At 44.6% G+C, this 24,752-nt stretch carries 25 protein-coding genes, 2 pseudogenes and 1 riboswitch; of the genes and pseudogenes, 22 read left to right on the top strand and 5 right to left on the bottom strand.

All coding sequences use genetic code 11. From position 1 onward, the window contains the following. Positions 1-36: 36 nt before the first annotated feature. From xylA to NQ510_RS14620, 3 genes are all read right to left on the bottom strand, one after another. Positions 37-1,353, bottom strand: a complete 1,317-nt coding sequence (gene xylA / locus NQ510_RS14630) for a xylose isomerase (RefSeq protein ID WP_005825539.1) — start codon at positions 1,351-1,353, stop codon at positions 37-39. 105 nt (positions 1,354-1,458) lie between these two features. Next, positions 1,459-2,937, bottom strand: a complete 1,479-nt coding sequence (locus NQ510_RS14625; protein WP_005825540.1) for a xylulokinase — start codon at positions 2,935-2,937, stop codon at positions 1,459-1,461. Between the two features lie 47 nt (positions 2,938-2,984). After that, a complete protein-coding gene (locus NQ510_RS14620) occupies positions 2,985-3,716 on the bottom strand; it encodes an NUDIX hydrolase (RefSeq protein ID WP_005825541.1) in 732 nt (243 codons plus the stop codon). A 398-nt stretch (positions 3,717-4,114) separates the two neighbouring features. On the opposite strand from NQ510_RS14620, the gene fabD reads away from it, so the two are divergent. The 10 genes from fabD (at position 4,115) to thiD (ending at position 12,738) form a co-directional block, all read left to right on the top strand. Next, positions 4,115-5,002: an ACP S-malonyltransferase gene (fabD, locus tag NQ510_RS14615; RefSeq protein ID WP_005825542.1), complete on the top strand. Its 888-nt coding sequence runs from the start codon at positions 4,115-4,117 to the stop codon at positions 5,000-5,002. A 107-nt stretch (positions 5,003-5,109) separates the two neighbouring features. Next, positions 5,110-5,652, top strand: coding sequence for a hypothetical protein (locus tag NQ510_RS14610; protein WP_016273742.1), 543 nt, complete (start codon positions 5,110-5,112; stop codon positions 5,650-5,652). A 74-nt stretch (positions 5,653-5,726) separates the two neighbouring features. After that, positions 5,727-5,817: riboswitch (TPP riboswitch) on the top strand. A 69-nt stretch (positions 5,818-5,886) separates the two neighbouring features. Beyond that, positions 5,887-6,084 (top strand): sulfur carrier protein ThiS, encoded by a 198-nt coding sequence (gene thiS, locus NQ510_RS14605; protein ID WP_005837106.1) that lies wholly within the window; start codon positions 5,887-5,889, stop codon positions 6,082-6,084. A gap of 5 nt (positions 6,085-6,089) precedes the next feature. Then, positions 6,090-6,740 carry a thiamine phosphate synthase gene (locus NQ510_RS14600; protein ID WP_009038436.1) on the top strand — a complete coding sequence of 217 codons (651 nt, stop codon included), beginning with the start codon at positions 6,090-6,092 and terminating at the stop codon, positions 6,738-6,740. A 23-nt stretch (positions 6,741-6,763) separates the two neighbouring features. Beyond that, complete coding sequence (locus tag NQ510_RS14595) at positions 6,764-7,543, top strand: thiazole synthase (RefSeq protein WP_009038437.1); 780 nt, start codon at positions 6,764-6,766, stop codon at positions 7,541-7,543. A 157-nt stretch (positions 7,544-7,700) separates the two neighbouring features. Beyond that, positions 7,701-9,383 carry a phosphomethylpyrimidine synthase ThiC gene (gene thiC, locus NQ510_RS14590; RefSeq protein WP_005825547.1) on the top strand — a complete coding sequence of 561 codons (1,683 nt, stop codon included), beginning with the start codon at positions 7,701-7,703 and terminating at the stop codon, positions 9,381-9,383. Between the two features lie 20 nt (positions 9,384-9,403). Continuing rightward, on the top strand, positions 9,404-10,537 hold the full coding sequence (gene thiH, locus NQ510_RS14585) for a 2-iminoacetate synthase ThiH (protein ID WP_005825548.1): 1,134 nt from the start codon (positions 9,404-9,406) through the stop codon (positions 10,535-10,537). Between the two features lie 35 nt (positions 10,538-10,572). Then, positions 10,573-11,268, top strand: a complete 696-nt coding sequence (locus NQ510_RS14580) for a HesA/MoeB/ThiF family protein (RefSeq protein WP_005837100.1) — start codon at positions 10,573-10,575, stop codon at positions 11,266-11,268. Positions 11,269-11,286: 18 nt separating this feature from the next. Then, on the top strand, positions 11,287-11,889 hold the full coding sequence (locus NQ510_RS14575) for a thiamine phosphate synthase (protein ID WP_005825551.1): 603 nt from the start codon (positions 11,287-11,289) through the stop codon (positions 11,887-11,889). Between the two features lie 21 nt (positions 11,890-11,910). Next, a complete protein-coding gene (thiD, locus tag NQ510_RS14570; protein ID WP_005825553.1) occupies positions 11,911-12,738 on the top strand; it encodes a bifunctional hydroxymethylpyrimidine kinase/phosphomethylpyrimidine kinase in 828 nt (275 codons plus the stop codon). Between the two features lie 108 nt (positions 12,739-12,846). On the opposite strand, the gene NQ510_RS14565 is transcribed toward thiD, so the two are convergent. Then, positions 12,847-13,494: a DUF4476 domain-containing protein gene (locus tag NQ510_RS14565; RefSeq protein WP_005825555.1), complete on the bottom strand. Its 648-nt coding sequence runs from the start codon at positions 13,492-13,494 to the stop codon at positions 12,847-12,849. 168 nt (positions 13,495-13,662) lie between these two features. Between NQ510_RS14565 and NQ510_RS14560 the strand changes: the two genes are divergently transcribed. The 10 genes and pseudogenes from NQ510_RS14560 (at position 13,663) to NQ510_RS14515 (ending at position 22,935) form a co-directional block, all read left to right on the top strand. Continuing rightward, positions 13,663-14,784 carry a DUF362 domain-containing protein gene (locus NQ510_RS14560; RefSeq protein WP_005837094.1) on the top strand — a complete coding sequence of 374 codons (1,122 nt, stop codon included), beginning with the start codon at positions 13,663-13,665 and terminating at the stop codon, positions 14,782-14,784. Between the two features lie 69 nt (positions 14,785-14,853). Continuing rightward, positions 14,854-15,192: pseudogene (locus tag NQ510_RS14555) on the top strand (ECF transporter S component); the annotation flags it as partial. Between the two features lie 769 nt (positions 15,193-15,961). Further along, positions 15,962-16,927, top strand: a complete 966-nt coding sequence (locus tag NQ510_RS14550) for an IS1595-like element ISBun2 family transposase (RefSeq protein ID WP_005825559.1) — start codon at positions 15,962-15,964, stop codon at positions 16,925-16,927. Between the two features lie 359 nt (positions 16,928-17,286). Then, on the top strand, positions 17,287-18,099 hold the full coding sequence (locus NQ510_RS14545; protein WP_005825561.1) for a uracil-DNA glycosylase family protein: 813 nt from the start codon (positions 17,287-17,289) through the stop codon (positions 18,097-18,099). 7 nt (positions 18,100-18,106) lie between these two features. Beyond that, positions 18,107-18,379: a hypothetical protein gene (locus NQ510_RS14540; RefSeq protein ID WP_005825562.1), complete on the top strand. Its 273-nt coding sequence runs from the start codon at positions 18,107-18,109 to the stop codon at positions 18,377-18,379. A gap of 20 nt (positions 18,380-18,399) precedes the next feature. Next, positions 18,400-19,161 (top strand): hypothetical protein, encoded by a 762-nt coding sequence (locus tag NQ510_RS14535; protein ID WP_005825564.1) that lies wholly within the window; start codon positions 18,400-18,402, stop codon positions 19,159-19,161. Positions 19,162-19,401: 240 nt separating this feature from the next. Then, positions 19,402-19,818 carry a hypothetical protein gene (locus tag NQ510_RS14530; RefSeq protein WP_005825565.1) on the top strand — a complete coding sequence of 139 codons (417 nt, stop codon included), beginning with the start codon at positions 19,402-19,404 and terminating at the stop codon, positions 19,816-19,818. A 112-nt stretch (positions 19,819-19,930) separates the two neighbouring features. Then, positions 19,931-20,110, top strand: a pseudogene (locus NQ510_RS14525) (ECF transporter S component); the annotation flags it as partial. A 285-nt stretch (positions 20,111-20,395) separates the two neighbouring features. Then, complete coding sequence (locus tag NQ510_RS14520) at positions 20,396-21,205, top strand: patatin-like phospholipase family protein (RefSeq protein ID WP_005825568.1); 810 nt, start codon at positions 20,396-20,398, stop codon at positions 21,203-21,205. A 32-nt stretch (positions 21,206-21,237) separates the two neighbouring features. Next, a complete protein-coding gene (locus tag NQ510_RS14515) occupies positions 21,238-22,935 on the top strand; it encodes an alpha-amylase family protein (RefSeq protein ID WP_005825570.1) in 1,698 nt (565 codons plus the stop codon). A 104-nt stretch (positions 22,936-23,039) separates the two neighbouring features. Here NQ510_RS14515 and NQ510_RS14510 read toward each other — a convergent pair whose 3' ends face one another. Continuing rightward, positions 23,040-23,270 (bottom strand): DUF6965 family protein, encoded by a 231-nt coding sequence (locus tag NQ510_RS14510; RefSeq protein ID WP_005825572.1) that lies wholly within the window; start codon positions 23,268-23,270, stop codon positions 23,040-23,042. 335 nt (positions 23,271-23,605) lie between these two features. Between NQ510_RS14510 and NQ510_RS14505 the strand changes: the two genes are divergently transcribed. Together NQ510_RS14505 and NQ510_RS14500 are read left to right on the top strand one after the other, a co-directional pair. After that, positions 23,606-24,271: a DUF2461 domain-containing protein gene (locus tag NQ510_RS14505; RefSeq protein WP_005825574.1), complete on the top strand. Its 666-nt coding sequence runs from the start codon at positions 23,606-23,608 to the stop codon at positions 24,269-24,271. Between the two features lie 34 nt (positions 24,272-24,305). After that, positions 24,306-24,752 carry a YhcH/YjgK/YiaL family protein gene (locus NQ510_RS14500; RefSeq protein ID WP_005825575.1) on the top strand — a complete coding sequence of 149 codons (447 nt, stop codon included), beginning with the start codon at positions 24,306-24,308 and terminating at the stop codon, positions 24,750-24,752.

The raw sequence follows: 24,752 nt of genomic DNA, 5'->3' as shown, positions 1-24,752 counted from the left end.
ACTTATTAACCACTAATCACTAAACATTGATCATTATTAGCAGTACATATTCACGATTGCCTCATACAATTCCTGCTTGCCGCTGGTCTGTTTCGGCTCACCGTTGGCTTTTGCGTAAGCTACCAAATCCTCCAGCGTCAGTTTGCCATCTTCAAATTCCTTGCCTTTACCACTGTCGAAGGAAGCATAGCGGTCGGCCAGCATCTTCTTGTAAGGAGACTCTTCAAGCAGTTTGGCTGCACTTTCCAGTGCACGTGCCATCACGTCCATACCGGCGATGTGGGCAATGAAAATGTCTTCCAGGTCGGTGGAGTTGCGACGGGTCTTGGCATCGAAGTTTGTACCGCCATTGCCAAAGCCTCCGTTACGGATGATTTGCATCATTGCCTGGGTCAGTTCGAAGTTGTCAATGGGGAACTGGTCTGTATCCCAGCCGTTCTGGTAGTCACCACGGTTGGCGTCGATGGAGCCGAGCATACCGTTGTCTACGGCTACTGCGAGTTCGTGCTCGAAGGTGTGGCCCGCCAAAGTAGCGTGGTTCACTTCGATGTTCACCTTGAAATCTTTGTCCAGATTGTGAGCCTTCAAGAAGCCGATAACGGTTTCGGTGTCTACATCATACTGGTGTTTTGTAGGTTCCATCGGTTTCGGTTCAATCAAGAAGGTACCTTTGAAGCCGCGGGCACGTGCATAGTCGCGGGCGATGGTCAACATCTGTGCGAGGTGCTCTTTCTCACGCTTCTGGTCTGTATTCAGCAATGACATGTAGCCTTCGCGACCGCCCCAGAATACATAGTTTGAGCCTCCCAGTTCGATAGTAGCGTCGATGGCGTTTTTGATTTGGATGGCGGCACGTGCCACAACATCGAAATCGGGATTGGTGGCTGCACCATTCATGTAGCGGGCATGGCCGAATACGTTGGCAGTACCCCACAACAGTTTGATGCCGGTTTCTGCTTGTTTCTGCTTGGCATACGCTACGATTTCCTTCAAGTTGGCTTCGTATTCTTCAATGGTCTCGGCTTCTTCGCAGAGGTCTACATCGTGGAAGCAGTAGTATTCGATACCCATTTTCTGCATGAATTCAAAGCCGGCGTCCATTTTGTTCTTGGCAGCCTGAACCTTGTCAGCCTCACCGTTCCAGGGGAATTTCTTTGTTCCGCCACCGAATTGGTCACCACCTTCTGCGCAAAGAGTGTGCCACCATGCCATGGCGAACTTCAGCCATTCGCTCATTTTCTTACCCATGATTACTTTATCGGCATCGTAATAACGGAATGCCATCGGGTTCTTGCTCTCTTTACCTTCGAATTTAATCTTTCCTATTCCGGGAAAATACTCTTTTGTTGCCATAAGAATTTAATGTTTTAATGTGAGAATGTGCCAATGACAGACACATTCATCACGGGGTTAATTATTAATTTATTGTTTTAACGTGCTAACGTTTTAATGTGCACATTAGCACATTACCCAGTGTTTCCAGCGCGCATATGCGTCGGCATAAGCCTGGCGGTCTGCCACTTTCGGCTCTATCACCTCGAGCTTCTCAAGCGTGGCAAATGCTTCGTTGTTGTCCTTGTATATGCCCACACCGATTCCGGCGCCTTTGGCGGCACCTACAGAGCCGTCGGTATCATACAGTTCGATGACAGCTCCCGTCACACCGGCCAATGTCTCGCGGAACAGCGGGCTGAGGAACATATTAGCCTTGCCTGCATGAATTTTCTGCACGGGAATGCCCATTTGTTCCATGATGTCGATTCCATATTTAAAGGAAAAAACGATACCTTCCTGCGCTGCACGGATGATATGCTGTTTGCCGTGCTGGTTGAAGTTGATGCCATGAATGGAGCAGCCTATTTCCTTGTTCTCCAGCATACGCTCCGCACCGTTTCCAAAGGGCAGGATACTGATACCGGCACTGCCGATGGGAGCTTGCGCCGCCAGCAGATTCATATCGCTGTAGGAGATGCCTTCGGGAGCAACGGTGCGTTTTACCCATGAATTGAGAATGCCCGTACCATTGATGCACAGCAGAACACCCAGACGGGTTTGCCCGGCAGCATGGTTGACGTGTGCAAAGGTGTTGACACGTGACTTGGGGTCGTAGTTCACCTCACCGTTCACGCCGTATACCACGCCGGACGTTCCGGCGGTGGAAGCTATTTCACCCGGATTGAATACATTCAGGGAAAGGGCATTGTTGGGCTGGTCGCCGGCACGGTAAGTGATAGGCGTACCTTCTTTCAGACCCAGCTCTGCGGCTGCAGCAGCATTGACACGTCCCTGCTCGGAGAAAGTCGGTTTGATGTCGGCAATCAGAGAGGAGTCGAATCCATAATAGTCCATCAGAAAGTCGGCAACCCGGTTGTTCTTGAAATCCCAGAACATCCCTTCGGACAAACCGGACACCGTGGTACAGATGGTACCGCTCAACTTCATGGCGATATAGTCGCCCGGCAGCATTATCTTATGAATCTTTTCGTAAACGGAAGGCTCATTCTCCTTAATCCAAGCCAGTTTGGAGGCCGTGAAGTTGCCCGGAGAATTCAGCAGATGTGAAAGGCAAGTCTCCTCTCCCAATGTTTCGAAAGCCTTTTGTCCGTAGGGCACGGCTCTGGAGTCGCACCAGATAATGGCAGGACGCAACACCTGCTGGTTTTTATCTACACATACCAAGCCATGCATCTGATAAGAGATACCGATCGCCTTGATGTCTTCTGCGTTTACTCCGGATTCTGCCAATACCGCTTGTGTGGCCAGTTTCAAGTTTTCCCACCAGTTTCCGGGGTCTTGCTCTGCCCAGCCGGGCTTCACTGCGATAATTTCCGCTTCAGTCTTGGGGAAGAAGGCAGACGATACACACTTGCCGCTTTCCGCATTTACCAGACTCGCTTTTACAGACGAGCTGCCGATGTCATAACCTAATAAATACATTTCTATCAATATTAAAATGAAAGTGATATGAAGAATTTACAATCCGGCTACCGTCGGATTTTATTGTATATCTTTTTGTCGAAACGGTAGTAGCGTGCCGCCCGGTGGGCCACGCCCTGCTGTTTTTCTTCCAGGGGGACGACATACTCCATCAAGGCAATTTTTTTATGGAAATTGCGTACGTCGTACTGCTTGTCATACACCAGTTCGTACAAAGTGCGAAGCTGGGATGCGGTGAACTTACGCGGCAACAAGTCGAACAGTGAAGACGGGTTGAACTCGACGTACTGACGGACATAGGTAATGGCCTCCTTGATAATCAGGTTGTGGTCGAATGCCAGAGCCTTTATATCCGGCATGGCTACCCAACTAGCTTGATAATTGTCCAAATCACGGTTCAATGCGCGGTCTATCTTCACCAGGGAAAGATAGGCTATGGTGACAATACGCTCTACCTTGGACTGCATGGCACGTTCCAGCCAATGTACATCTCTGGGGTCCTTCGTACGGTTTTTTGAGCCGAATGCCTTGAATTGCATCAGATTGACGTTCTTCAGCCCCGTCAATTCATTCAACACCCGTTTGGCAGCTTCATCCAAATCCTCATCCATGTAAATCAAACTTCCGGGAAGCTTCATATCATGAAAGATTTCTCCTTCTTCCTCTCCTGCACGCTTAATCAGCAGAACCTTTAGCTGTTCTCCGTCAAAACCAATCACTACACAGTCCACAGAGATATGATTGTTTGCCAACGGCGTTTTTTGTTCTATGTTTTGCATAATATATCTCGTTAAGCGCTGCAAATATAAATAGGTTTTTCTAATTTGCAATAAAGGAAAAGAATATTTTTATAATATTATAAAGCATTATTTTTCAACTGAATACATATCTTACTTTATACAATATCATTTTCAGTTGTTATCGTATGGAATACAATATGTAATTTACAAGAATATACAAGAGGTCTAATTGTAGGAAGTACAATAAGGAGAAAGTGTTTCATTTATAAGTATTTCAGCCTCCGGATACCACAGAAGGCCCAAGCATACATATTGTATTTTAGCTTCCCTCCTTAAAGTAAGGGCATTGCACAAAAAACATCCGTTTGTGCGGTGAATATCAGAAAAACCTCTACCTTTGCAGCACTTTTTATTTAAACACTAAAAAACGAGTAAATATGAAAGCATTTGTATTTCCGGGTCAAGGTGCCCAATTCGTTGGCATGGGAAAGGACCTGTACGAAAATTCGGCATTAGCCAAGGAACTTTTTGAGAAAGCAAATGATATCCTCGGGTATCGTATTACTGATATTATGTTCAACGGAACAGATGAAGACCTGCGCCAGACTAAAGTTACCCAACCTGCCGTGTTCCTTCATTCCGTTATTTCCGCCCTCTGCATGGGCGATGACTTTAAGCCGGAGATGACCGCCGGTCACTCATTGGGCGAGTTCTCTGCCTTGGTTGCTGCCGGTGCACTGAGCTTTGAAGATGGTCTGAAACTGGTGTATGCCCGTGCCATGGCTATGCAAAAGGCTTGCGAGGCACAGCCCTCCACTATGGCAGCCATTATTGCCCTGCCGGATGAAAAGGTTGAGGAAATCTGCGCTCAAGTAAGTGCTGAAGGTGAAGTTTGCGTGGCAGCCAACTATAACTGCCCGGGACAGATTGTAATTTCCGGTTCCATAGAAGGTATCAACAAGGCTTGCGAACTGATGAAGGCTGCAGGTGCAAAGCGTGCTCTGCCGTTGAAGGTAGGCGGTGCGTTCCACTCTCCGCTGATGAACCCTGCCAAAGTTGAACTGGAAGCAGCCATCAATGCAACAGAAATCCATGCTCCGAAGTGCCCCGTATATCAGAATGTAGACGCTATGCCTCATACTGACCCGGTAGAAATCAAGAAGAACCTGGTGGCTCAGCTGACAGCATCGGTACGTTGGACGCAAACAGTGAAGAACATGGTTGCCGATGGTGCTACGGACTTCACAGAGTGCGGTCCTGGTGCAGTGCTGCAAGGTCTTATCAAGAAGATTGCACCGGAAGCTACGGCTCACGGGATTGCATAATTCCTTAAATAGAATATTTTCAAGGCTGTCTTTCTTCAAATAGACAGCCTTTCTTGTTTTAGTAGGCCATTTCCTTTATATTTGCCACTCACAACAAAATGGGATATATGGAAAAGATTACGGAGTTCAGAAATACCTTGGCAGTACCTATTCATAAGTTATCGATAGACTCTCTGGTACAAGAGGTATGCCTCTGCCCCGAGTATTTTGAAGATATATACCGATTGACATACGATGAAAAACAGACGGTGTCATGGCGAGCAATATGGGTATGCGAGAAATTGAGCGAAATCCATCCCGACTGGTTCATCCTACTGTACGATGAAATCATTCAACGGCTGATAGACTGCACGCACGACGGTTCCAAACGTCTCTTATTATCTATACTGTATAATATTCCCATCCCTACTCCAATCTCCGTCGATTTGCTGAATTACTGCCTGGACCACATGCTATCTCCGCAAGAAAGCATAGGAGTGCAAGCCCTTTCCATCAGAATAGCCTATCTGCTTTGCAGGAAGGAGCCGGAACTGCTACAGGAATTGCAACTGATACTAGAAAATACAGAGCTTGATTTTTATTCAACTGGAGTCAGAACCACTGTTCGGAATACGCTGAAAAAGATACGTGCCACAAAGGGGCGCAAGTAAACAAAAAGTAATCACTGAAATAAAAAGTACGTTCTTTTGTTTTTTATTTCCGATTTTCCCTTACCTTTGTTGCCGTAAAGACAAAGGGGTGCCCCGACGGGCTGAGATTATACCCTCGAACCTGATGCAGTTAGTACTGCCGTAGGAATTGGATATTTCTTTCTTCACTGAACTTGCCGTAAAGACGCTTCTTTGTATTTACTTCCATTGTTTTATTTCTTAATGAACAGAAAAATGAAAGTATTGGTCAACAACAAGGAAGTGAAAACCGGCGCCACTACCCTTTCACAACTTATCGAGGAACTTGCCCTACCGATGCAAGGCATTGCCGTGGCCGTAGACAACCGTATTGTACTTCGCACGGAATGGACAAAATGCATCCTGAGGGAATACATGCCCATCATCATTATCAAAGCAGCTTGCGGAGGGTGAGGAAGATGAAGGACGAGAGACTGAAAAACGGAGGAATGCAGTTCATCACGCACTATACGGAACGATATTCGTATCTGGATGCTGCACGCATGGCTCTTGAGGGCGGTTGCCGCTGGGTGCAACTGCGCATGAAAGACACCCCGGTGGAAACGATAGAACCCGTAGCTTTGGAAGTGCAGGCCCTTTGCCGGCAATACGGTGCCACCTTCATCATTGACGACCATGTGGAACTGGCGCGAAAACTGCATGCCGACGGCGTACATCTTGGAAAGAAAGACATGCCCATAGCCGACGCACGCCGGATTCTGGGCGCGGAGTACATTATAGGCGGTACCGCCAATACTTTTGAGGATGTACTGCAACACTACAAAGCCGGTGCCGACTACATAGGCTGCGGCCCCTTCCGCTACACCACTACCAAGAAGAATCTGAGTCCGATATTGGGACTGGAAGGATATACAGCTATCATCCACCGGATGCAGGAGAAGGATATACACCTTCCGATAGTAGCCATCGGTGGAATAACCATAGCGGATATTCCAGCCGTTATGCAGACGGGGGTAAGCGGGATTGCCCTTTCGGGCACGGTACTGCATGCCGATAGTCCGGCAGATGAAATGAAAAGAATCATTTCTTTAATGGAGAATGAAAAATAAAGAATTAATATATGACGACTGATATGGAAAAATTAGTGATTGCGGAACGTGAGTTCAACTCCCGTCTGTTTTTAGGAACCGGAAAGTTCAATTCCGATGAAGTGATGGAGCAGTCTATCCTGGCATCCGGCACAGAAATGGTGACGGTAGCCATGAAACGCATTGAACTGGACAACAAGGAAGACAATATGCTGGTACACATACAGCATCCCGGTATCCAGCTTCTGCCCAACACCTCCGGCGTGCGCAATGCCGAAGAAGCTGTTTTTGCTGCACAGATGGCGCGTGAAGCTTTCGGCACGAACTGGCTGAAACTGGAGATACACCCCGACCCCCGCTATCTGTTGCCCGATTCTGTAGAGACGCTGAAAGCCACGGAAGAACTGGTCAAGTTAGGATTTGTGGTACTGCCCTATTGCCAGGCCGACCCCACACTGTGCAAGAGGCTGGAAGAAGCCGGTGCCGCCACCGTCATGCCGCTGGGTGCTCCTATCGGTACAAACAAAGGACTACAGACAAGGGATTTCCTGAGAATAATCATTGAACAAGCCAATATCCCCGTAGTGGTGGATGCCGGTATCGGTGCCCCGAGCCATGCGGCAGAGGCTATGGAAATGGGCGCTTCGGCTTGCCTGGTGAATACAGCCATTGCAGTGGCGGGCGACCCCGTGACCATGGCGGTAGCGTTCAAGCAGGCTGTAGAGGCGGGACGCATGGCATACGAAGCAGGTCTGGGCATACAGGCAGATAATTTTGTTGCGGAAGCCAGCTCACCGCTGACGGCTTTCTTGAATGAAAAATGACAAAACAGGGAGATTTACGATTAGACAATTTACGATTTACGATTGAAGTTACTCATGCAATCATAAACCTACCGGTTGAGAGAGGTTGTTTAACAATACAAACTCCAATCGTAAATTGTCTAATCGTAAATCTCTACATAACAAAACCTAAAGAAAAATGAACCAGAAGATAAAATTCCCCCGTTCCGAGAAAGTATATTTGCCGGGCACCTTGTTTCCCGAATTGCGCGTAGCTATGCGCAAGGTGGAGCAAGTGCCCAGTACGAACTTCATTGATGGAGAAAAGGTACTTACTCCGAATCCGGAAGTGTATGTGTATGATACCAGCGGACCGTTCAGCGACCCTGCCGTCGAAGTGGATTTGAAGAAAGGGCTGCCCCGTCTGCGCGAGCCGTGGATACTGAAACGCGGCGATGTGGAGCAGCTTTCCGAAATAACGTCGGAGTACGGACGCATGCGCCGCGACGACCAGTCGCTCGACTCTCTGCGCTTTGAGCATATCACCCTGCCCTACCGCGCCCTTCAAGGAAAATGCTGCACACAGATGTACTATGCCAAACAAGGTATCATCACGCCTGAAATGGAGTATGTGGCGATTCGCGAGAACATGAACTGCGCGGAGCTGGGAATAGAGACGCACATCACACCGGAATTTGTACGCCAGGAGATTGCTGCCGGACGCGCCCTGCTTCCTGCCAACATCAACCATCCCGAAGCAGAGCCGATGATTATAGGCCGTAACTTCCTGGTGAAGATAAATACCAATATCGGAAACTCCGCCACCACCTCGGGCATCGAAGAAGAGGTAGAGAAAGCATTGTGGAGCTGCAAATGGGGCGGCGACACGCTGATGGACCTCTCCACGGGCGAGAACATACACGAAACGCGCGAATGGATTATCCGCAACTGTCCCGTTCCCGTGGGCACTGTCCCCATCTACCAGGCATTGGAGAAAGTGAACGGCAAGGTGGAAGACCTCACCTGGGAAATCTACCGCGACACCTTGATTGAACAATGCGAGCAGGGAGTGGACTACTTCACCATCCATGCCGGCATACGCCGCCACAATGTGCATCTGGCCGAGAAAAGGTTGTGCGGCATCGTGAGCCGTGGCGGCAGCATCATGAGCAAATGGTGCCTGGTGCACGACCGCGAAAGTTTCCTTTACGAACACTTTGATGACATTTGCGACATTCTGGCACAGTATGACGTTGCCATCTCTTTGGGAGACGGGCTGCGTCCGGGGTCTACGCACGATGCCAACGATGAAGCGCAGTTTGCAGAACTCGACACGATGGGCGAGCTTGTGCTGCGTGCCTGGGACAAGAATGTGCAGGCTTTCATCGAAGGTCCCGGCCACGTGCCCATGCACAAGATTAAGGAGAATATGGAGCGCCAGATAGAAAAATGCCACGATGCGCCTTTCTATACGCTCGGCCCCATCGTGACGGACATCGCACCGGGATACGACCATATCACGTCCGCCATCGGTGCAGCGCAGATAGGCTGGCTGGGTACGGCGATGCTCTGCTATGTCACTCCCAAAGAGCATCTGGCACTGCCCGATAAGGAGGATGTGCGTGTAGGTGTCATCACCTATAAGATAGCCGCCCATGCCGCCGACCTGGCAAAAGGGCATCCCGGAGCACAAGTGCGTGACAATGCACTGAGCAAAGCACGTTATGAATTCCGCTGGAAAGACCAGTTTGACTTGTCGCTCGACCCGGAACGTGCGTTCAGCTATTTTCATGCAGGGAAGCATGTGGATGGGGAGTATTGCACGATGTGCGGACCGAACTTCTGTGCAATGCGGTTGTCGAGAGAATTAAAAAAGAAATAAATGGGAATTGATAGAACACTATGTTTTCAGACGAATTAGAACATATATCCTGGGAGGAAACCACGGCACGCATCCATGCCAAGACAGATGCGGATGTACGCCGTGCCCTCTCCAAAGAACATTGTAATGTAGAGGACTTCATGGCCCTCATCTCACCCGCCGCTGCCCCCTATCTGGAGACGATGGCACGATTGAGCAAGAAATACACCGAGGCACGATTCGGGAAGACCATCTCCATGTTCGTGCCTCTTTACATCACGAATTCCTGCACCAACTCTTGCGTGTATTGCGGTTTCCACATCAGCAACCCCATGCCGCGTACCATACTGACGGAAGAAGAAATCGTGAACGAGTACAAGGCCATCAAGAAGCTGGCACCTTTCGAGAATTTGCTGTTGGTGACGGGAGAAAATCCGGCCAAAGCAGGCGTGCCCTACATAGCCCGCGCACTGGACCTGGCAAAACCCTACTTCAGCAATCTGAAAATAGAAGTGATGCCCTTAAAAACGGAAGAGTATGCAGAGCTGAAAGAGCACGGCATGAACGGTGTGATTTGTTTCCAGGAAACCTATCACAAAGCGAATTACAACATCTACCACCCCCGCGGCATGAAGTCCAAGTTTGAATGGCGTGTCAACGGTTTTGACCGTATGGGGCAGGCAGGCGTCCATTCCATCGGCATGGGAGTGCTCATCGGTCTGGAGAAAGAATGGCGGACAGACATCACCATGATGGCTTATCACCTGCGCTATCTCCAGAAACATTATTGGCAGACGAAATACAGCGTCAACTTCCCCCGTATGCGTCCTTCGGAGAATGGCGGCTTCCAGCCCAATGTCATCATGAGCGACTGCGAACTGGCACAAGTCACTTTTGCCATGCGTATCTTTGACCATGATGTGGACATCTCCTACTCCACCCGCGAGCCTGCCGATATACGCGACCATATGGCAACACTTGGTGTGACAACCATGAGCGCCGAAAGCAAGACCGAGCCGGGAGGATATTACAGCTATCCGCAAACGCTGGAACAGTTTCATGTCAGCGACGAGCGCAAGGCTGTGGAAGTGGACAAAGCGTTGAAACGCCTGGGGCGCGAACCGGTGTGGAAAGATTGGGATGCGAGTTTTGATTTGAAGGCTTTCAAGAGATGAGTGACCGAATACAGAACCTTAATAACAATGAACAAATGAACCGATATGCCAGACAAACGTCCCTTCCCGAAATAGGCGAAGCCGGACAAGAGAAACTGCGTAATGCCAAGGTGTTGATAGTCGGTGTGGGAGGATTGGGTTCTCCCATTGCCCTCTATCTGGCGGGAGCAGGAGTCGGAACGCTGGGATTGGTGGACGATGACCAGGTCAGCATCAGTAATCTTCAACGTCAGGTTCTGTATGCTGAAGCTGACCTTGGACAGCCTAAACCTCTATGTGGCGCCCGTAGAGTGCAGGGTTTGAACAGCGATGTAAACGTGGAAGTATACCCCTTCCGTCTGGACAAGAAGAATGCCGGAGAACTGATAAGGAACTACGATATAGTGGTAGACGGATGCGATAACTTCGCTACCCGCTACTTGCTGAATGACGTATGCAACGCTTGGGGCAAGCCCTACGTTTATGGTGCCATTCAAGGCTTTGAAGGCCAAGTGTCCGTCTTCTGCTACGGTGAGGGTGCAAAAAACTATCGTGACCTCTATCCGGATGAAGAAGGGACACTGCTCATGCCATCTCCGGACAAATCGGTTATCGGCGTAACCCCTGCCATTGTGGGTAGCGTAGAAGCCAATGAAGTGTTGAAACTGATTTGCGGCTACGGTGAACCCTTGGCAGGAAAGCTATGGACGATTGATTTAAGAACCATGCAGTCGTATATTCTCTCATTATAGACAAACATCCATAAAGATATGAAACTGATAGTCATTACCACGCCGCAATTCTTTGAAGGAGAAGCAGCGGCAGTTACCTCCTTATTCCAAAACGGTTTGGAAATACTCCATCTGCGCAAGCCGGGAGCTTCGGCAGAAGAGATGGAGTATTTCCTGCGGCAGTTGCCGATGGAATATATGCCGCGCATTGTCACGCATGAGCAATTCCAGCTGGCATCCGTTTTCGGTCTGAAAGGAATTCATCTGAACGGGCGCAATCCGCAGATACCGTTCGGATATAAGGGACACATCAGTTGTTCCTGCCACTCTCTTGAAGAAGTGTTGAAACATAAATCAGATTGTAGCTATGTGTTCCTCAGTCCCATTTATGACAGTATATCCAAAGAAGGCTACTCTTCCGCTTACTCCTGCGATACCTTGAAGAAAGCACAGCAAGCAGGTATCATCGATTCCAACGTCATGGCATTGGGTGGCATCAGTTTGGAACATCTTCCGGAAATAGCCGCTTTAGGTTTCGGAGGTGCCGTACTGCTGGGAGATGTCTGGCAGCAAGCGAAGGAAGCTTTCATCCCCCACTTCCTCCACCTGAAACAGCTTTCCTCTCACCCCTTTAATTTTTAATTTCTAATTTTTAATTATTTCATGCTTCCCCCTATTATCCTTTCCATTGCCGGTTCCGACTGTTCGGGCGGTGCAGGCATACAAGCAGACATAAAGACCATTTCCGCTTTGGGAGGTTATGCCGCTTCCGTCATCACGGCTGTTACTGCACAGAATACACTGGGAGTACAATCGGTTTATCCGATACCTGCGGATATGGTTAAGGCACAAATCGCCTCTGTTATGGATGATTTAAGGCCGGATGCCGTCAAGATAGGTATGGTATATGATGCCGGTATTGTGACCGCCATTGTCGATTGTCTTCAGACATATACTCCGGAGTGTATAGTCTATGACCCCGTCATGATATCGACCAGCGGACGGCGGCTGATGACCGAAGAAACCATACAAGTCATTAAGACGGAACTGTTTCCGCTATGCACCCTCATTACTCCCAACCTGAATGAAGCAAGCCTGCTTTGGGGGCAAACCATTACCGGTACTGTGGAGATGCGACAAGCGGCACAGGAATTATCCTGCAGATACAACACTGCTATTCTCGTCAAAGGCGGACATCTGGAGGGTAATGACATGTGCGACGTGCTTTATTGCCGGCAACCTTCTGCCGGGGCTGACGTCCTGCCATCCGGATGCATCCTCTATTCCAACCCCAAAATAGAGAGCCGTAACCTGCACGGCACAGGGTGTACCCTTTCCTCTGCCATAGCTACATTTCTTGCCGGTGGCAACAAACTCGATGAAGCGGTCTGCAAGGCTAAAGAGTATATCGGTACTGCGATAAACCGGGGGAAAGACATGAATATAGGGCACGGGAACGGTCCGTTATGGCACTTTCCTTTATCGGAATAAGAGCTCGTCGAAACGCATTATCTGTTTACCTTAAACGCATTATCTGTCAGCCTCCGATACATCATGTGTTTGGCACCAACGGACAATGCGTTTCGACATGCCTGCTTCTTAATAGCGTATGCCCAGAATTTTCTTGGCATCGTCTTTCTTGAACAGTGAATCAATGACGTCTAAAATCGCTTCGTAGTTTTCCGGATCTACGATATTGGGAGCGAATATGTTGAGGACTTTCATCTTGTCGTCATCAAAAGTATATAGTGCCATCAAACTGGCACATTGCACACAGTTCAGACTGTTGTTTCGGGCAACAGTTCTCATCATTTCGATTTGATCATCCTTGAAAGGGCGGGACTTCACTTTTTCATAAAAATGCCGGAAGTCTTCGGGGTGCATCCCCCTGACATAAACCGGAGCTGGAGAATCTATCACTACTTCACTGGGAACAACCGGCAACGTACGTGGCTCTCCGGAGAATGAGTCCATTGCAACGACTCTCCCACCTTCAAAAGTCACGACAATCTGAGTTCGGCTGATATTACTTTTACCGGACAGCACTCTGGAATATTCCCATTCTTCTATATCCCGGTCGAAGCGGCGATACTCTGGAGTTCCCAATATCTTGGTGACCTCCTGCCTGCTCATCCCCTTCTGGATACTGTTCAACACATCTACCTTAGCATCATAAAACAAGCTGGAACAACTGCTGAATCCCATCGTCATTACCAGTCCCGCAATAATTAGTCTGATTGTTTTCATCTTATCGAGTTTTTAGTTGCCACAAAGGTAGGCAGAAACATGGATAGACCTCTTATTATCCCCCTATTTGTCAAAAGGGATTTCCCTACTTTTTTTAGCCATATACCTATTAATATGGAAATAATCCGTTATTTTTGCAGATACTATCACTATAAACAGGTAAAACACATGGAAAAAGCAAAAGTATACTACTCTGACTTGCGTACTTCCCCTACATCCAATCTTTTGGATAAAATGGAACGCTTGCTGAAACGGGCAGGCATCGAGCAACTCCCTTTGAAGGATAGCTTTGCTGCCATCAAAATCCATTTCGGCGAACCCGGCAATCTGGCATACTTGCGTCCCAATTATGCAGCTCGAATGGCAACCCTGCTCCGCAGCCTGGGAGCCAAACCTTTCCTGACGGACTGCAACACACTGTATTCCGGTCGTCGCGCCAATGCCGTAGACCACTTGCAAAGCGCGATGGAGAATGGGTTCAACCCCATTTCGGCCCAGTGCCAGGTCATCATCGGCGACGGACTGAAGGGAACGGACTACCGCGAAATCCCTCTGAACGGAGAATATTGTCCGGCACCCAAAATCGGTACAGCGATAGCCGACGCCGATATTGTAATCAGTATGAACCACTTCAAGGGACACGAACAAGCCGGCTTCGGCGGTGCTTTGAAGAATCTGGGCATGGGATGTGCCAGTGTAGGCGGAAAGCTGGAACTGCACTGCGCCTCGCAACCCAAGATTGACGTAGAAAGCTGCATAGGCTGCAACATCTGCGTGAAGCACTGCGCACACGACGCTGTGCACCTCAATACCAGCCGCAAGGCAGAAATAGACTACACCAAATGCGTAGGTTGCGGACAGTGCGTAGCCCTCTGCCAGCACGACGGTGCCGTGATGGGAGCCGAAGATACCTCCGAGCGCCTGAACTACAAGATTGCGGAATATGCCCTCGCTGTCGTTATGGGCAAGCCCCATTTCCACATCAGCTTCATCATGAACGTATCTCCCGAATGCGACTGCTGGAACCACAACGATGCCGCCATCGTGCCCGACCTCGGCATTCTGGCTTCGGCAGACCCGGTTGCACTGGACAAGGCATGTGCAGATATGGTCATCCAAGCCCCGATACTGCACGGTAACAATTGCCTTGCCACGGCACACGAGCACGACGACTTGTGTGGATGCGACAAGTTCCACTTGATGCACCCCGACACGGACTGGCTTGCCGGATTGCGCCATGCCGAGAAAATAGGATTGGGAACCATGGAATATGAATTGGTGAAGATTTGATTAAACCTTTTCAGTTTTAAACAGTCATAATAAAAATAGATTTATCAACTAATGCATAATATTATACAAATGGAAACATCTGCAAAACTTTATTCTTTGCCTTTCGGCAACGTAAAGACCTATCTATTCGCCCTGCTGTTCGTGGCAGGAAACATCGCCTTGCCGCAACTCTGCCATCTGGTCCCAGCAGGCGGTCCGACGTTGCTTCCCATCTATTTCTTTACACTGATAGCTGCTTATAAATATGGTTTCAAGGTAGGTCTGCTGACGGCTCTCTTGTCTCCGGTCATCAATCATCTGCTTTTTGCCATGCCTGCAGCAGCCGTGTTGCCGGCCATACTTATAAAGTCCGGTCTGCTGGCCGGAACCGCCGCTCTTGCTGCACGCTATGCCAAGAATATCTCTTTACCCAATTATATACTTTAATGTACTAATTTTAATTCTATCTATTTATATCTTATTTCAATGGGGAAATCTTTTAGGTTTCCCTATTTTTTATGCCCGTTTTCAAGTGAATCAAAACGTTAGTTCTGTTAAACTTTGTTTCTAATATCATAGATAATAGTCGAAATTCGATAAAAAAATCGGTTTTCAGTATCAGAAAACCGATTTATAAAGGTTAAATAATGCTCCTTTATGTAAATCAGCCAAATTTGGTAAAAAGCGGTAAATAAATACTGTAATCTCCTCAAATGGAGAGATTATAATTATGAAAAAATTAAAAGAATTGATTAGAACGCTTCACAGCGTTTTATGTTTTACAGTAAAAATCTACCAAATATTATACCGCATTTGGCTGATTAAGTCCTTAATCGAATTGATTAAGGGAGATTGGTAAATTTGCATTAAGAACTTGATTGTTTACGGCAGTCAAGTTCTGTTTTTAACCGTGTTTTCAAGTGAATCAAAGAATTTTGTTAAAGAATCCTAAGTAGATAACACTTGAGATTGGATTTGGGTATAATTCGCCAAAGTAGTTTTCATGGTAGTAAAAACCAAGTGTTCCAAGTATCGTACTGGAAGCACTTGGTTAATGATTATAAATGAGCAATAATTACAGGATATATGTATATGATAATTATATCCAATTGTTTATTTAAGTATCTAATTTTTAATCACTTATGTTTTATATGTTAGGATTTTTTATTATATTTATATAATAAAAATAACATGTCAATTGGAAACAGAAATAATCAATATTGTAGAAATAATAAAGAAGAATAAACAAATGCGAGAAGTAAAGTCATTTATTGATTTGATGAAATCCTTTTATGATGAAAAATCATGCAGAGAATTTCTTGAAGATATTAAATGGCGTGGAGAACCGATTTGCCCACACTGTAATTGTCAAACGAAAGAGCATTATAAGTTAAAGTCTAATGGAGAATTTAAAGGACTATATAAATGTAAACGATGTAAGAAAAGATTTACGGTTACTATTGGTACAATGTTTGAAGGTAGTCATGTGTCATTAAAGAAATGGTTCTATGCATTGTATATATTCTTAGCCCATAAGAAAGGAATAAGTAGCATACAATTATCTAAGGATATAGATGTAACACAGAAAACAGCTTGGTTTATGTTGGAACGGATAAGACATAATTTGAAAGACAAGCTTGTAGTTCAATTTAATGATATGACACAAGTTGATGAAACCTATGTCGGTGGTAAGAATAAAGGTAGAGTAAAGAATGCACAAGGAAGAAGCCTTAAAGTAAAGACTCCCGTAGTAGGTCTATTATCTAATGGAATGGCCTATACAGCCGTTGTTCCAAATACCGGTGGAAAGGTTTTGAAAACGATAATCAATACTTTAGTCAAGGAAGGTTCTACCGTTATAACAGATGGATGGAAAGGTTATACTGGAATATCGAAAAATTATATTCATAAAGTAGTTGAACATAGTACTGGTGAATATGTAAAAGACGGATTCCATACCAATAGTATTGAAGGATTTTGGTCACACTTGAAACGTGGAATATTAGGAATATATCATAAAGTAAGTCCAAAGCATTTGGATAAATACTGTGATGAATTTGCATTTAGATATAATACGAGAGGACTAACAGATGTTGAAAGATTTACTTATTTTACGATGTCAGCATATAAAAGATTAAAGTATCAAAGTTTGATTTCCCCATAAGAATAGGTAAATTTGAATTGAAAATAGAAAAAGAGCAGTTCACGAAGTAGCATTTTTGCTAAATAGTTCCTATATTTGCATTGTCCCAAGAGGGACAGACATAGTTTAGGAAGCGTTTAGCTTATTCCTTGTCAATGAATCTGGACAATTCACCTGCACTGAGGAATATGAAAGAATGCTCCCTTTGGTTTGCATATATAGCACTGATGTGTTGATATACAGCCAAAGGCGTGAGCTGTTTTCATTTTTCGGTGCAGAGGTAGTCCAGAACCCATTGACGGAATTTGATAACAGTCTTGCGCCTTCCCTATTTTAGAAAATGCTTTCTTTGAGACTGGGGGAGCGCAAAGTGATTGTGTATGATAACAGTCTTCTGCAATGATTGTCATTTGTCGGATGATATTCCAAAGTTAGTTGCTGATGAATTGTTGGGTATTCAGCAATTAGATATGTTAAAGGCTCGTTATAAGCAAATGAGAAAGTGCTATGACTTCTCGTATGCAGAATGGCAAAAAGAGTTTTCCGATGATTTGAAGCCTTTTAATGGATATACAGATACTACCTCTGTTTGTATTCCCATTTTGAATCCATTGTTTAGAAAAGATTTTACAGATAAAGGTGCAATAGGTTTGGATTTGCCGACTTGGTTTAATGTTCAAGTCGATAATGTCCGAATTATGCTTATTGCGCAAGACCCGTTACGTGATGCGAAATGGTATGAAGAATGCCATGATGCGATAGTATCAAGTCCATTTGGGCTGCATGATGCAACCCATAGAAAAAGTGGAAGTGGTGGTAAAATGGCAGATTTGTTGATTAATAGTCTGATTAAGAAAGAGTTTGCAATATACCTGACTGATGCGAATAAGTATTTTGTACATGATAGAGAAATGTCTAAAACCTGTTTAGAAAGTAAATTAGAGGTATATACTGATATATTGCAAAAAGAATTAGACTTAGTGAGACCAAATCTTTGTGTTTGTTTAGGTAAGAAAGCGAAAGAGGTTTTAGATAAATGTGTGGTAAATGCCAAATCAATAATGTTGCCGCATTTGTCGGGAACTGCACGAGGAGCGATAGTCAAAAGGTTTCCAATATTAGAAGATATTAAAGCAACAACTGAAAATGTTGCAAATGTATATGTAGATGAAATTGTTGAATCATTAAAATAGTAGAATTATGGGTTGTATAACATTCGTATTGTTAGTATTGAATATCATTGCATTAGTTGCAATAGATATTATGTTTTGGGCTGAAAGTGCAGCTTCGGGACTTGCTGGAGTATTTGGTATTATAGCATTCTTTATAGGATATGCTTTGAGTGTGGAAGTAACGATTGCCCCAAGAGATTTTTGGGTAAATTCTGCATTCGGTATCTTTATAAAGAAACTTGGTGTAGCCAATATGACAGCTTTTGCAGTGTGGTTTATCGGAAATTTGATAATTGGGTAGAAACATTAAAATGAGAAGATATGAGCAATAATGAAAATTCAGTTTTAGAGTATTTGAAAGCAAACAATGAAGTATTGTTTGATAAAATCGTGAATGCTTTGCGTAAAGGAAAGCAAGTTAATTTTACGGATATTAATCAAAGTGATATTATCATTTTGAGTCCGCAGAAAGCATTTGAATATGCGGGAGAAGAAGGCGATAAGTATTTTAAAGTTTGGATGGTAGGGGGTACTATTGCTTGGTGTACTTGGGCTAATTCAATGGTTGATAGCGATTTCCGTTGGAATGCTAAGGCGAGAAATGAAAACAAAAGAGATAATAAGGACATTTTGGGTAATGAGCCTTATGTTTCTGCTTATTTGAAGTCTAATTCTGCCATTGAACAATGTTCAGTAGTTTATATGTTCCCGTTTGAAGCTTTTTCCCAAAAGAAGGTAGAAGTTGTGAAGAAGGTGGAAAAGATAGAGAATACAAATAAAGATGAAAATAAAACAACCGATGTACAAGTAAAAAAACTGATAGACAGACTTTCCCATTTGGTAGAAGATGTAGCAGAATATTTTGCACCTGCTCCTCCTATACCTATATTAGGCCCATTGTTGAAGTCAATGGATGAAGAAGATTATCGTAGGTGTCGGACTGAATTTGATACTAAATTGATGAGATTGAAATGTCTGGATGAGCACAATAAGATGATACCGTATTTTGAAAAGAAAGCAGAAGAATGGGATTATAAAAAAGCTGGACTATTTGGAAAAATAGCTAAAGTGTTGAAGAAATGATTTGAATATAGAGAATTTTGGCAAGACCGTATCAAAGTATAAGTATTGAGATACGGTCTTGTTTTATACATATATAAATCATAAATTGAAATACAGATTTATGTGTAAAGAAAGATTCCTAATATCCCCCCCCCCATTTAGGTAATCAAGTGACGAAATCCACCATTGGTGTACCACCTCGTAAATGTGTTAAACATCTTAAAGGAAATTGTAAAATCCTGAGCAGGAAGGAGGCACATTATGGCTTGGAATGATTTGGCATCAAATGAGTGTCCTACAAAAGCGGATATAAATGCAAGATTTAAAGAATACTTGAATTGGCAATCACGTAGTATTACTTTTGATAATTCTGATTATACCGTAAACCCTGGTGGAGCACCTTGGAATTATTTGTTTATATGGATAGAAAATACAATTTCAGAATGGAATAATAGAACTCCATATATACCAATACCGTCATGTTTATTAATTCCTAAAGCTGATAATGGTGCTGTTATGACATTTGATATAAAGATTTATGATGTTGAGTTTACGTTAAAAAAACTTGAGCTAAAAAATACACTTAAGGTTAGTTTTAATGGTACAACAGGTGATATAAGATTGCAAAAAGAAAATGCTAATATAACTTGTTATTTTAACTATATTGTTTTCTGTTAGTATGAATTAATAATATGGATATAATAAATTTTTCTAAAATAGCCGCACCTAAGTTTGAATTTGGGTGCGGCTTTTATTTTTGTGTGATTGGTGCATTAAAGTATATAATTGGGTCTCTTTATTGGCATTGCTGGGTGTAATCCTCTCCTATCAAATTATCGGTACGGCCTTTGAATGGGCACTGTGCGGTAATTTCTTTTTGGCAGTGCAAGATTTCCGTATGGGCATTCCGGGCATGCTGATTCAGTGGTTTGGAGGATATGCACTGCTGAAAGCAATCGCAAAGAAATAAACGTATATTCTCAAACAGTATCCCTTAATCCTAAAACTTTGTTCGCACACTGCGGATACATATCCCCAGTTTGCGGATGTCTATCCCAAGGCTTGGGATAGACATCCGCAAACCATAAACAAAGTTTTTTCTTAACTGATAAAAACTTTTTCCCTAACTAAGAAAAACTTTCTCCTTAATAGAGAAGACTTTTCTCTTAATACTTTGAACTTTTTTCCGCTATTTTCCTTTCTCCCTACAATAAAATCATTAATTTCGTGCCGAACAATATATCATATTTTCAACATGGAAGTAGTAACGAACAACTGGTTCACTAAAAAATATCCAATAGGTTTTGCCTTAAGCGGCGGTTTCATCAAAGGCTTTGCCCATTTGGGTGCCATGCAATCCTTATTGGAACATGACATAAAGCCCAATATACTTTCCGGAGTCAGCGCCGGAGCCTTGGCCGGGGTATTCTACGCCGACGGCAATGAACCGCATAAAGTTCTTGACTACTTTGCCGGGCACAAGTTTCAGGACCTGACCAAACTGGTGATTCCCAAAGTCGGATTGTTTGAATTGGGAGAATTCATCGATTTCCTGAAAAGCAATTTGAAATCCAAAAAACTGGAAGAACTGCAAATTCCTCTGATTATTACAGCTACTGATCTGGACCATGGACGTTTGGTACATTTCCATAAGGGTGACATCGCCGAACGCGTAGCAGCTTCGTGTTGCATGCCGGTATTGTTTGCCCCGGTCAATATAGACGGCACCCATTACGTGGACGGAGGCCTGCTGATGAACCTGCCTGTCTCTACCCTCCGCCGTATATGCGAAAAAGTGATTGCCGTGAATGTCAGCCCTTTGATGGCAACCAAGTATAAAATGAACATTGTGAGCATTGCCTTACGTTCCTATAATTTTATGTTCCGCTCCAACTCTTTTCCTGAACGCGAGAAGGCTGATTTGCTGATAGAACCTTATAACTTGGAAGGATACAGCAATACAGAGCTGGAAAAGGCGGAGGAGATATTCATGCAGGGATATAATACGACCAATGATATATTGGAACGCCTGCTCATTGACAAAGGCAGCATTTGGAAAGAATAAAATAACCATTCTATAACATAGAAAACAAAGAAATGAACGACGAAAACAAATTGATTATTTATCAAGTGTTCACCCGACTATTCGGAAACAACAATAACCACTGCATCAATAATGGCAGCATCACCGAAAATGGATGCGGCAAGATGGCTGACTTTACAGCCAAGGCGTTGGGAGAAATCAAGAAGCTTGGCGCTACACATATATGGTACACGGGCATCATCGAGCATGCTACGCAAACTGACTACCGCCGTCACAATATCCAACCCGACCATCCGGCCATTGTGAAAGGTAAAGCCGGATCTCCCTATGCCATCAAGGACTACTATGATGTCGATCCGGATCTCGCCAAGGACGTACCGGAGCGTATGAGAGAGTTTGAGAATCTGGTGCAGCGCACTCACCGTAGCGGTCTGAAGGTTATCATAGATTTTGTTCCCAACCACGTAGCCCGTCAATATCACTCGGATGCCCAGCCGGATGGCACTTCACAACTGGGTTCAAACGATGATACCAATTATGCGTTCAGCCCATATAATAACTTCTATTATATCCCGAAATCGGAACTGCATGGCCAATTTGACATGAAAGGTGCAGCCGCCGAACCTTATAGGGAGTTTCCGGCAAAAGCTACCGGAAACAACCGTTTTGACGCTTATCCAAACATCACCGATTGGTACGAAACTATAAAGTTGAATTATGGAGTGGATTATCAGAACGGCGGGACTTGCCATTTCGACCCCATTCCCGACACATGGACCAAGATGCTGGATATCATGCTGTTCTGGGCGGGAAAGAATATAGACGGTTTCCGTTGCGATATGGCCGAAATGGTTCCCGTAGAGTTCTGGGAATGGGCAATCCCGCAGGTAAAGGAGCAATATCCCTCCCTGCTGTTTATAGCCGAAGTCTATAACCCGGGAGAATACAAGAATTACTTGTTCCGTGGCAAGTTTGATTATTTATACGACAAAGTAGGACTTTATGATACCTTGCGGGCTGTTACTTGCGGGTATGAATCGGCAACTGCCATCACCCGCTCTTGGCAAAGTCTGGGAGGTATAGAAAAACGCATGCTGAACTTTCTGGAAAACCATGACGAGCAACGTATCGCTTCCGACTTTTTTGCCAGTAACCCACGCAAGGCGATTCCGGCACTCATTGTGTCAGCCTGCATGAACACCAATCCGATGATGATTTATTTCGGTCAGGAGTTTGGTGAGCTGGGCATGGATAGTGAAGGTTTCAGCGGCCGGGACGGACGTACAACCATCTTTGACTATTGGAGTGTAGATACCATCCGTCGTTGGCGCAATGGCGGCAAGTTCGACGGCAAGATGCTGACGGAGGACCAGAAACACCTATACAGCATTTATAAACGGCTACTGACTCTTTGCAATGAAGAAAAGGCCATCTCTCAGGGGGCTTTCTTCGATTTGATGTATGCCAATGTCAACGGATGGCGCTTTAATGAACATAAGCAATATACATTCCTGCGCAAATTTGAGAGAGACCTGCTGCTGTTCGTCGTGAACTTCGACCATATCTCGGCAGACCTTGCCATAAATATTCCTTCTCATGCTTTTGACTTCCTGCAAATACCGCAGATGGACCAGTACAAAGCTACGGAGCTGCTCAGCGGAAAAGAAGAAAACATAAGTCTGCTTCCCTACAAGGCTACTAATGTGGCCGTCGAAGGATATGGAGGAAAGATACTTAAGATAAAGCTATAACGGAGTCACAACTCTGGTGATTTATTAGATTTGGCACTGATTATGCAGAACAACACGGATTTCTTAATCGCTTCGTGGTTTTCCGCATAATCAGTGCCAAGTCTTTATTTGTTCTCTTCCATATATTCCTTCAGCCGATATAGCCGCGTGATGGCAGGATTATAAAAATCATCAGGATAATGTGCATCTATGTCACTCAGGTTAGCTTGCACAAAACGTTTCACATCCACTATGTTCTCAGCATCAGACAATGTTACACTTTGAGGGAAAGATGTGCTCTTTGCCCAATCTATCAGCGCTTTAACGCTATCTTCATCAAATTTATATTCGGCCATATTCTACATATTTTCTTGCAAAGATAGTGCAAACCGGATGCAGAATAAAATGACCCACCCATTTTTTTATGCTAAAGTTATCCTCATCTGCATGAACAAAATTCCAATTTGTTGTGTTATATAAATGTGTTTTTCATAGTATTAGATATAAGATTAATTAAAAGAGACGTACCCGCTTGTGATAAGTAAGTACATCAAAAACAGAAGCGTCTGTTTGATTGATAAATGTGTAAGGAGCATCGGTTTACCAGAGCCGATGCTTTTTTTTACCCTTCTTTGTAGCATGTTAGAAATATTATCCGTAAATTTGGCAGATAATAAGGAAAGAATATGATATGAATATCCCTGTTATATTTCAATTTTTGAAAGAACTGTCTGCAAACAACAATCGTGAATGGTTCAATTCTCACCGGGAACAGTATGAAGTCGCCCGCAGCGAGTTTGAAAACTTGCTTACAGTAATTATCTCCCGTATCTCTTTATTTGATGAAAGCATCCGTGGTATAGAAGCAAAGGACTGTACATACCGTATTTATCGTGATACACGCTTTTCCGAAGATAAAACTCCCTACAAGACACATCTGGGAGGATATATCAATGCGAAAGGAAAGAAATCCGACCATTGTGGCTATTACGTGCATCTGGAACCGGGAAACTGCTTGTTGGCCGGTGGAAGTTATTGTCCTCCCCCGCCCTTGTTAAGAGCTCTGCGACAAGCGGTATACGACAATATAGATGAATTTCGCAGTATAGTGGAAGATCCTGCTTTCAAGCAATACTTTCCCGTCATCGGAGAGAATTTTCTAAAAACAGCTCCAAAAGGATTTCCAAAGGACTATCCCTATCTGAAATACCTTCAGTGTAAAGAGTATACGGTTGCCTGCTGCCAGCCGGACAGCTTCTTTCTTGCTCCAGACTTTTTGGATCGTACGGACGACATCTTCAAGCAGATGAAGCGTTTTTCTGATTTTGTGAATTACACCATAGACGACTTTGAATAATTTACCTATATAACTAACTTAAAACATTTGAATTATGGTTATAGACAGACTTGAAAACATAGAAAAATATACTTTGCTGCATCCTCTATTTGAGCAGGCCATTGATTTTTTAAAATCACATGACTTGCACTCTTTGGAAATCGGCAAGACCGAACTGAAAGGAAAGGACTTGCTGGTCAACGTGGCGCAGACAAACCCAAAAGAAAAAGAAAATGCCAAACTGGAAACCCATAAAGACTATATTGACATTCAAATACCCTTGTCCGGTACGGAGATAATGGGTTATACCGCCGCCCAAGACTGCCTTCCGGTTGATGCTCCTTACAATGCGGAAAAAGACATCACTTTTTTTGAAGGACTGGCGGAGGACTATATTGCAGTGAAGCCCGGAATGTTTGCTATCTTTTTCCCTCAGGACGGGCATGCTCCGGGTATTACCCCTGACGGTGTAAAAAAAATAATTGTGAAAGTTAAAGCGTAA

Source organism: Bacteroides uniformis, from assembly GCF_025147485.1.
In the GTDB taxonomy this organism is placed as follows: domain Bacteria; phylum Bacteroidota; class Bacteroidia; order Bacteroidales; family Bacteroidaceae; genus Bacteroides; species Bacteroides uniformis.
Note: the sequence above shows the minus strand (reverse complement) of the source record. Positions and strands in the feature narration are given on the sequence as shown.

What these genes read in the sequence shown, in the direction of transcription:
- NQ510_RS14565 (WP_005825555.1), bottom strand. Translation starts at nt 13,494, where the DNA reads ATGAAAACAATCAGACTAATTATTGCGGGACTGGTAATGACGATGGGA.
- NQ510_RS14530 (WP_005825565.1), top strand. Translation starts at nt 19,402, where the DNA reads ATGGCTTGGAATGATTTGGCATCAAATGAGTGTCCTACAAAAGCGGAT.
- NQ510_RS14575 (WP_005825551.1), top strand. Translation starts at nt 11,287, where the DNA reads ATGAAACTGATAGTCATTACCACGCCGCAATTCTTTGAAGGAGAAGCA.
- thiH (WP_005825548.1), top strand. Translation starts at nt 9,404, where the DNA reads ATGTTTTCAGACGAATTAGAACATATATCCTGGGAGGAAACCACGGCA.
- NQ510_RS14540 (WP_005825562.1), top strand. Translation starts at nt 18,107, where the DNA reads ATGGGTTGTATAACATTCGTATTGTTAGTATTGAATATCATTGCATTA.
- NQ510_RS14545 (WP_005825561.1), top strand. Translation starts at nt 17,287, where the DNA reads ATGATAACAGTCTTCTGCAATGATTGTCATTTGTCGGATGATATTCCA.
- NQ510_RS14510 (WP_005825572.1), bottom strand. Translation starts at nt 23,270, where the DNA reads ATGGCCGAATATAAATTTGATGAAGATAGCGTTAAAGCGCTGATAGAT.
- NQ510_RS14515 (WP_005825570.1), top strand. Translation starts at nt 21,238, where the DNA reads ATGAACGACGAAAACAAATTGATTATTTATCAAGTGTTCACCCGACTA.
- thiC (WP_005825547.1), top strand. Translation starts at nt 7,701, where the DNA reads ATGAACCAGAAGATAAAATTCCCCCGTTCCGAGAAAGTATATTTGCCG.
- NQ510_RS14520 (WP_005825568.1), top strand. Translation starts at nt 20,396, where the DNA reads ATGGAAGTAGTAACGAACAACTGGTTCACTAAAAAATATCCAATAGGT.
- NQ510_RS14505 (WP_005825574.1), top strand. Translation starts at nt 23,606, where the DNA reads ATGAATATCCCTGTTATATTTCAATTTTTGAAAGAACTGTCTGCAAAC.
- NQ510_RS14580 (WP_005837100.1), top strand. Translation starts at nt 10,573, where the DNA reads ATGAACCGATATGCCAGACAAACGTCCCTTCCCGAAATAGGCGAAGCC.
- NQ510_RS14500 (WP_005825575.1), top strand. Translation starts at nt 24,306, where the DNA reads ATGGTTATAGACAGACTTGAAAACATAGAAAAATATACTTTGCTGCAT.
- fabD (WP_005825542.1), top strand. Translation starts at nt 4,115, where the DNA reads ATGAAAGCATTTGTATTTCCGGGTCAAGGTGCCCAATTCGTTGGCATG.
- xylA (WP_005825539.1), bottom strand. Translation starts at nt 1,353, where the DNA reads ATGGCAACAAAAGAGTATTTTCCCGGAATAGGAAAGATTAAATTCGAA.
- NQ510_RS14560 (WP_005837094.1), top strand. Translation starts at nt 13,663, where the DNA reads ATGGAAAAAGCAAAAGTATACTACTCTGACTTGCGTACTTCCCCTACA.
- NQ510_RS14620 (WP_005825541.1), bottom strand. Translation starts at nt 3,716, where the DNA reads ATGCAAAACATAGAACAAAAAACGCCGTTGGCAAACAATCATATCTCT.
- thiS (WP_005837106.1), top strand. Translation starts at nt 5,887, where the DNA reads ATGAAAGTATTGGTCAACAACAAGGAAGTGAAAACCGGCGCCACTACC.
- NQ510_RS14610 (WP_016273742.1), top strand. Translation starts at nt 5,110, where the DNA reads ATGGAAAAGATTACGGAGTTCAGAAATACCTTGGCAGTACCTATTCAT.
- NQ510_RS14535 (WP_005825564.1), top strand. Translation starts at nt 18,400, where the DNA reads ATGAGCAATAATGAAAATTCAGTTTTAGAGTATTTGAAAGCAAACAAT.
- NQ510_RS14595 (WP_009038437.1), top strand. Translation starts at nt 6,764, where the DNA reads ATGGAAAAATTAGTGATTGCGGAACGTGAGTTCAACTCCCGTCTGTTT.
- NQ510_RS14625 (WP_005825540.1), bottom strand. Translation starts at nt 2,937, where the DNA reads ATGTATTTATTAGGTTATGACATCGGCAGCTCGTCTGTAAAAGCGAGT.
- NQ510_RS14600 (WP_009038436.1), top strand. Translation starts at nt 6,090, where the DNA reads ATGAAGGACGAGAGACTGAAAAACGGAGGAATGCAGTTCATCACGCAC.
- thiD (WP_005825553.1), top strand. Translation starts at nt 11,911, where the DNA reads ATGCTTCCCCCTATTATCCTTTCCATTGCCGGTTCCGACTGTTCGGGC.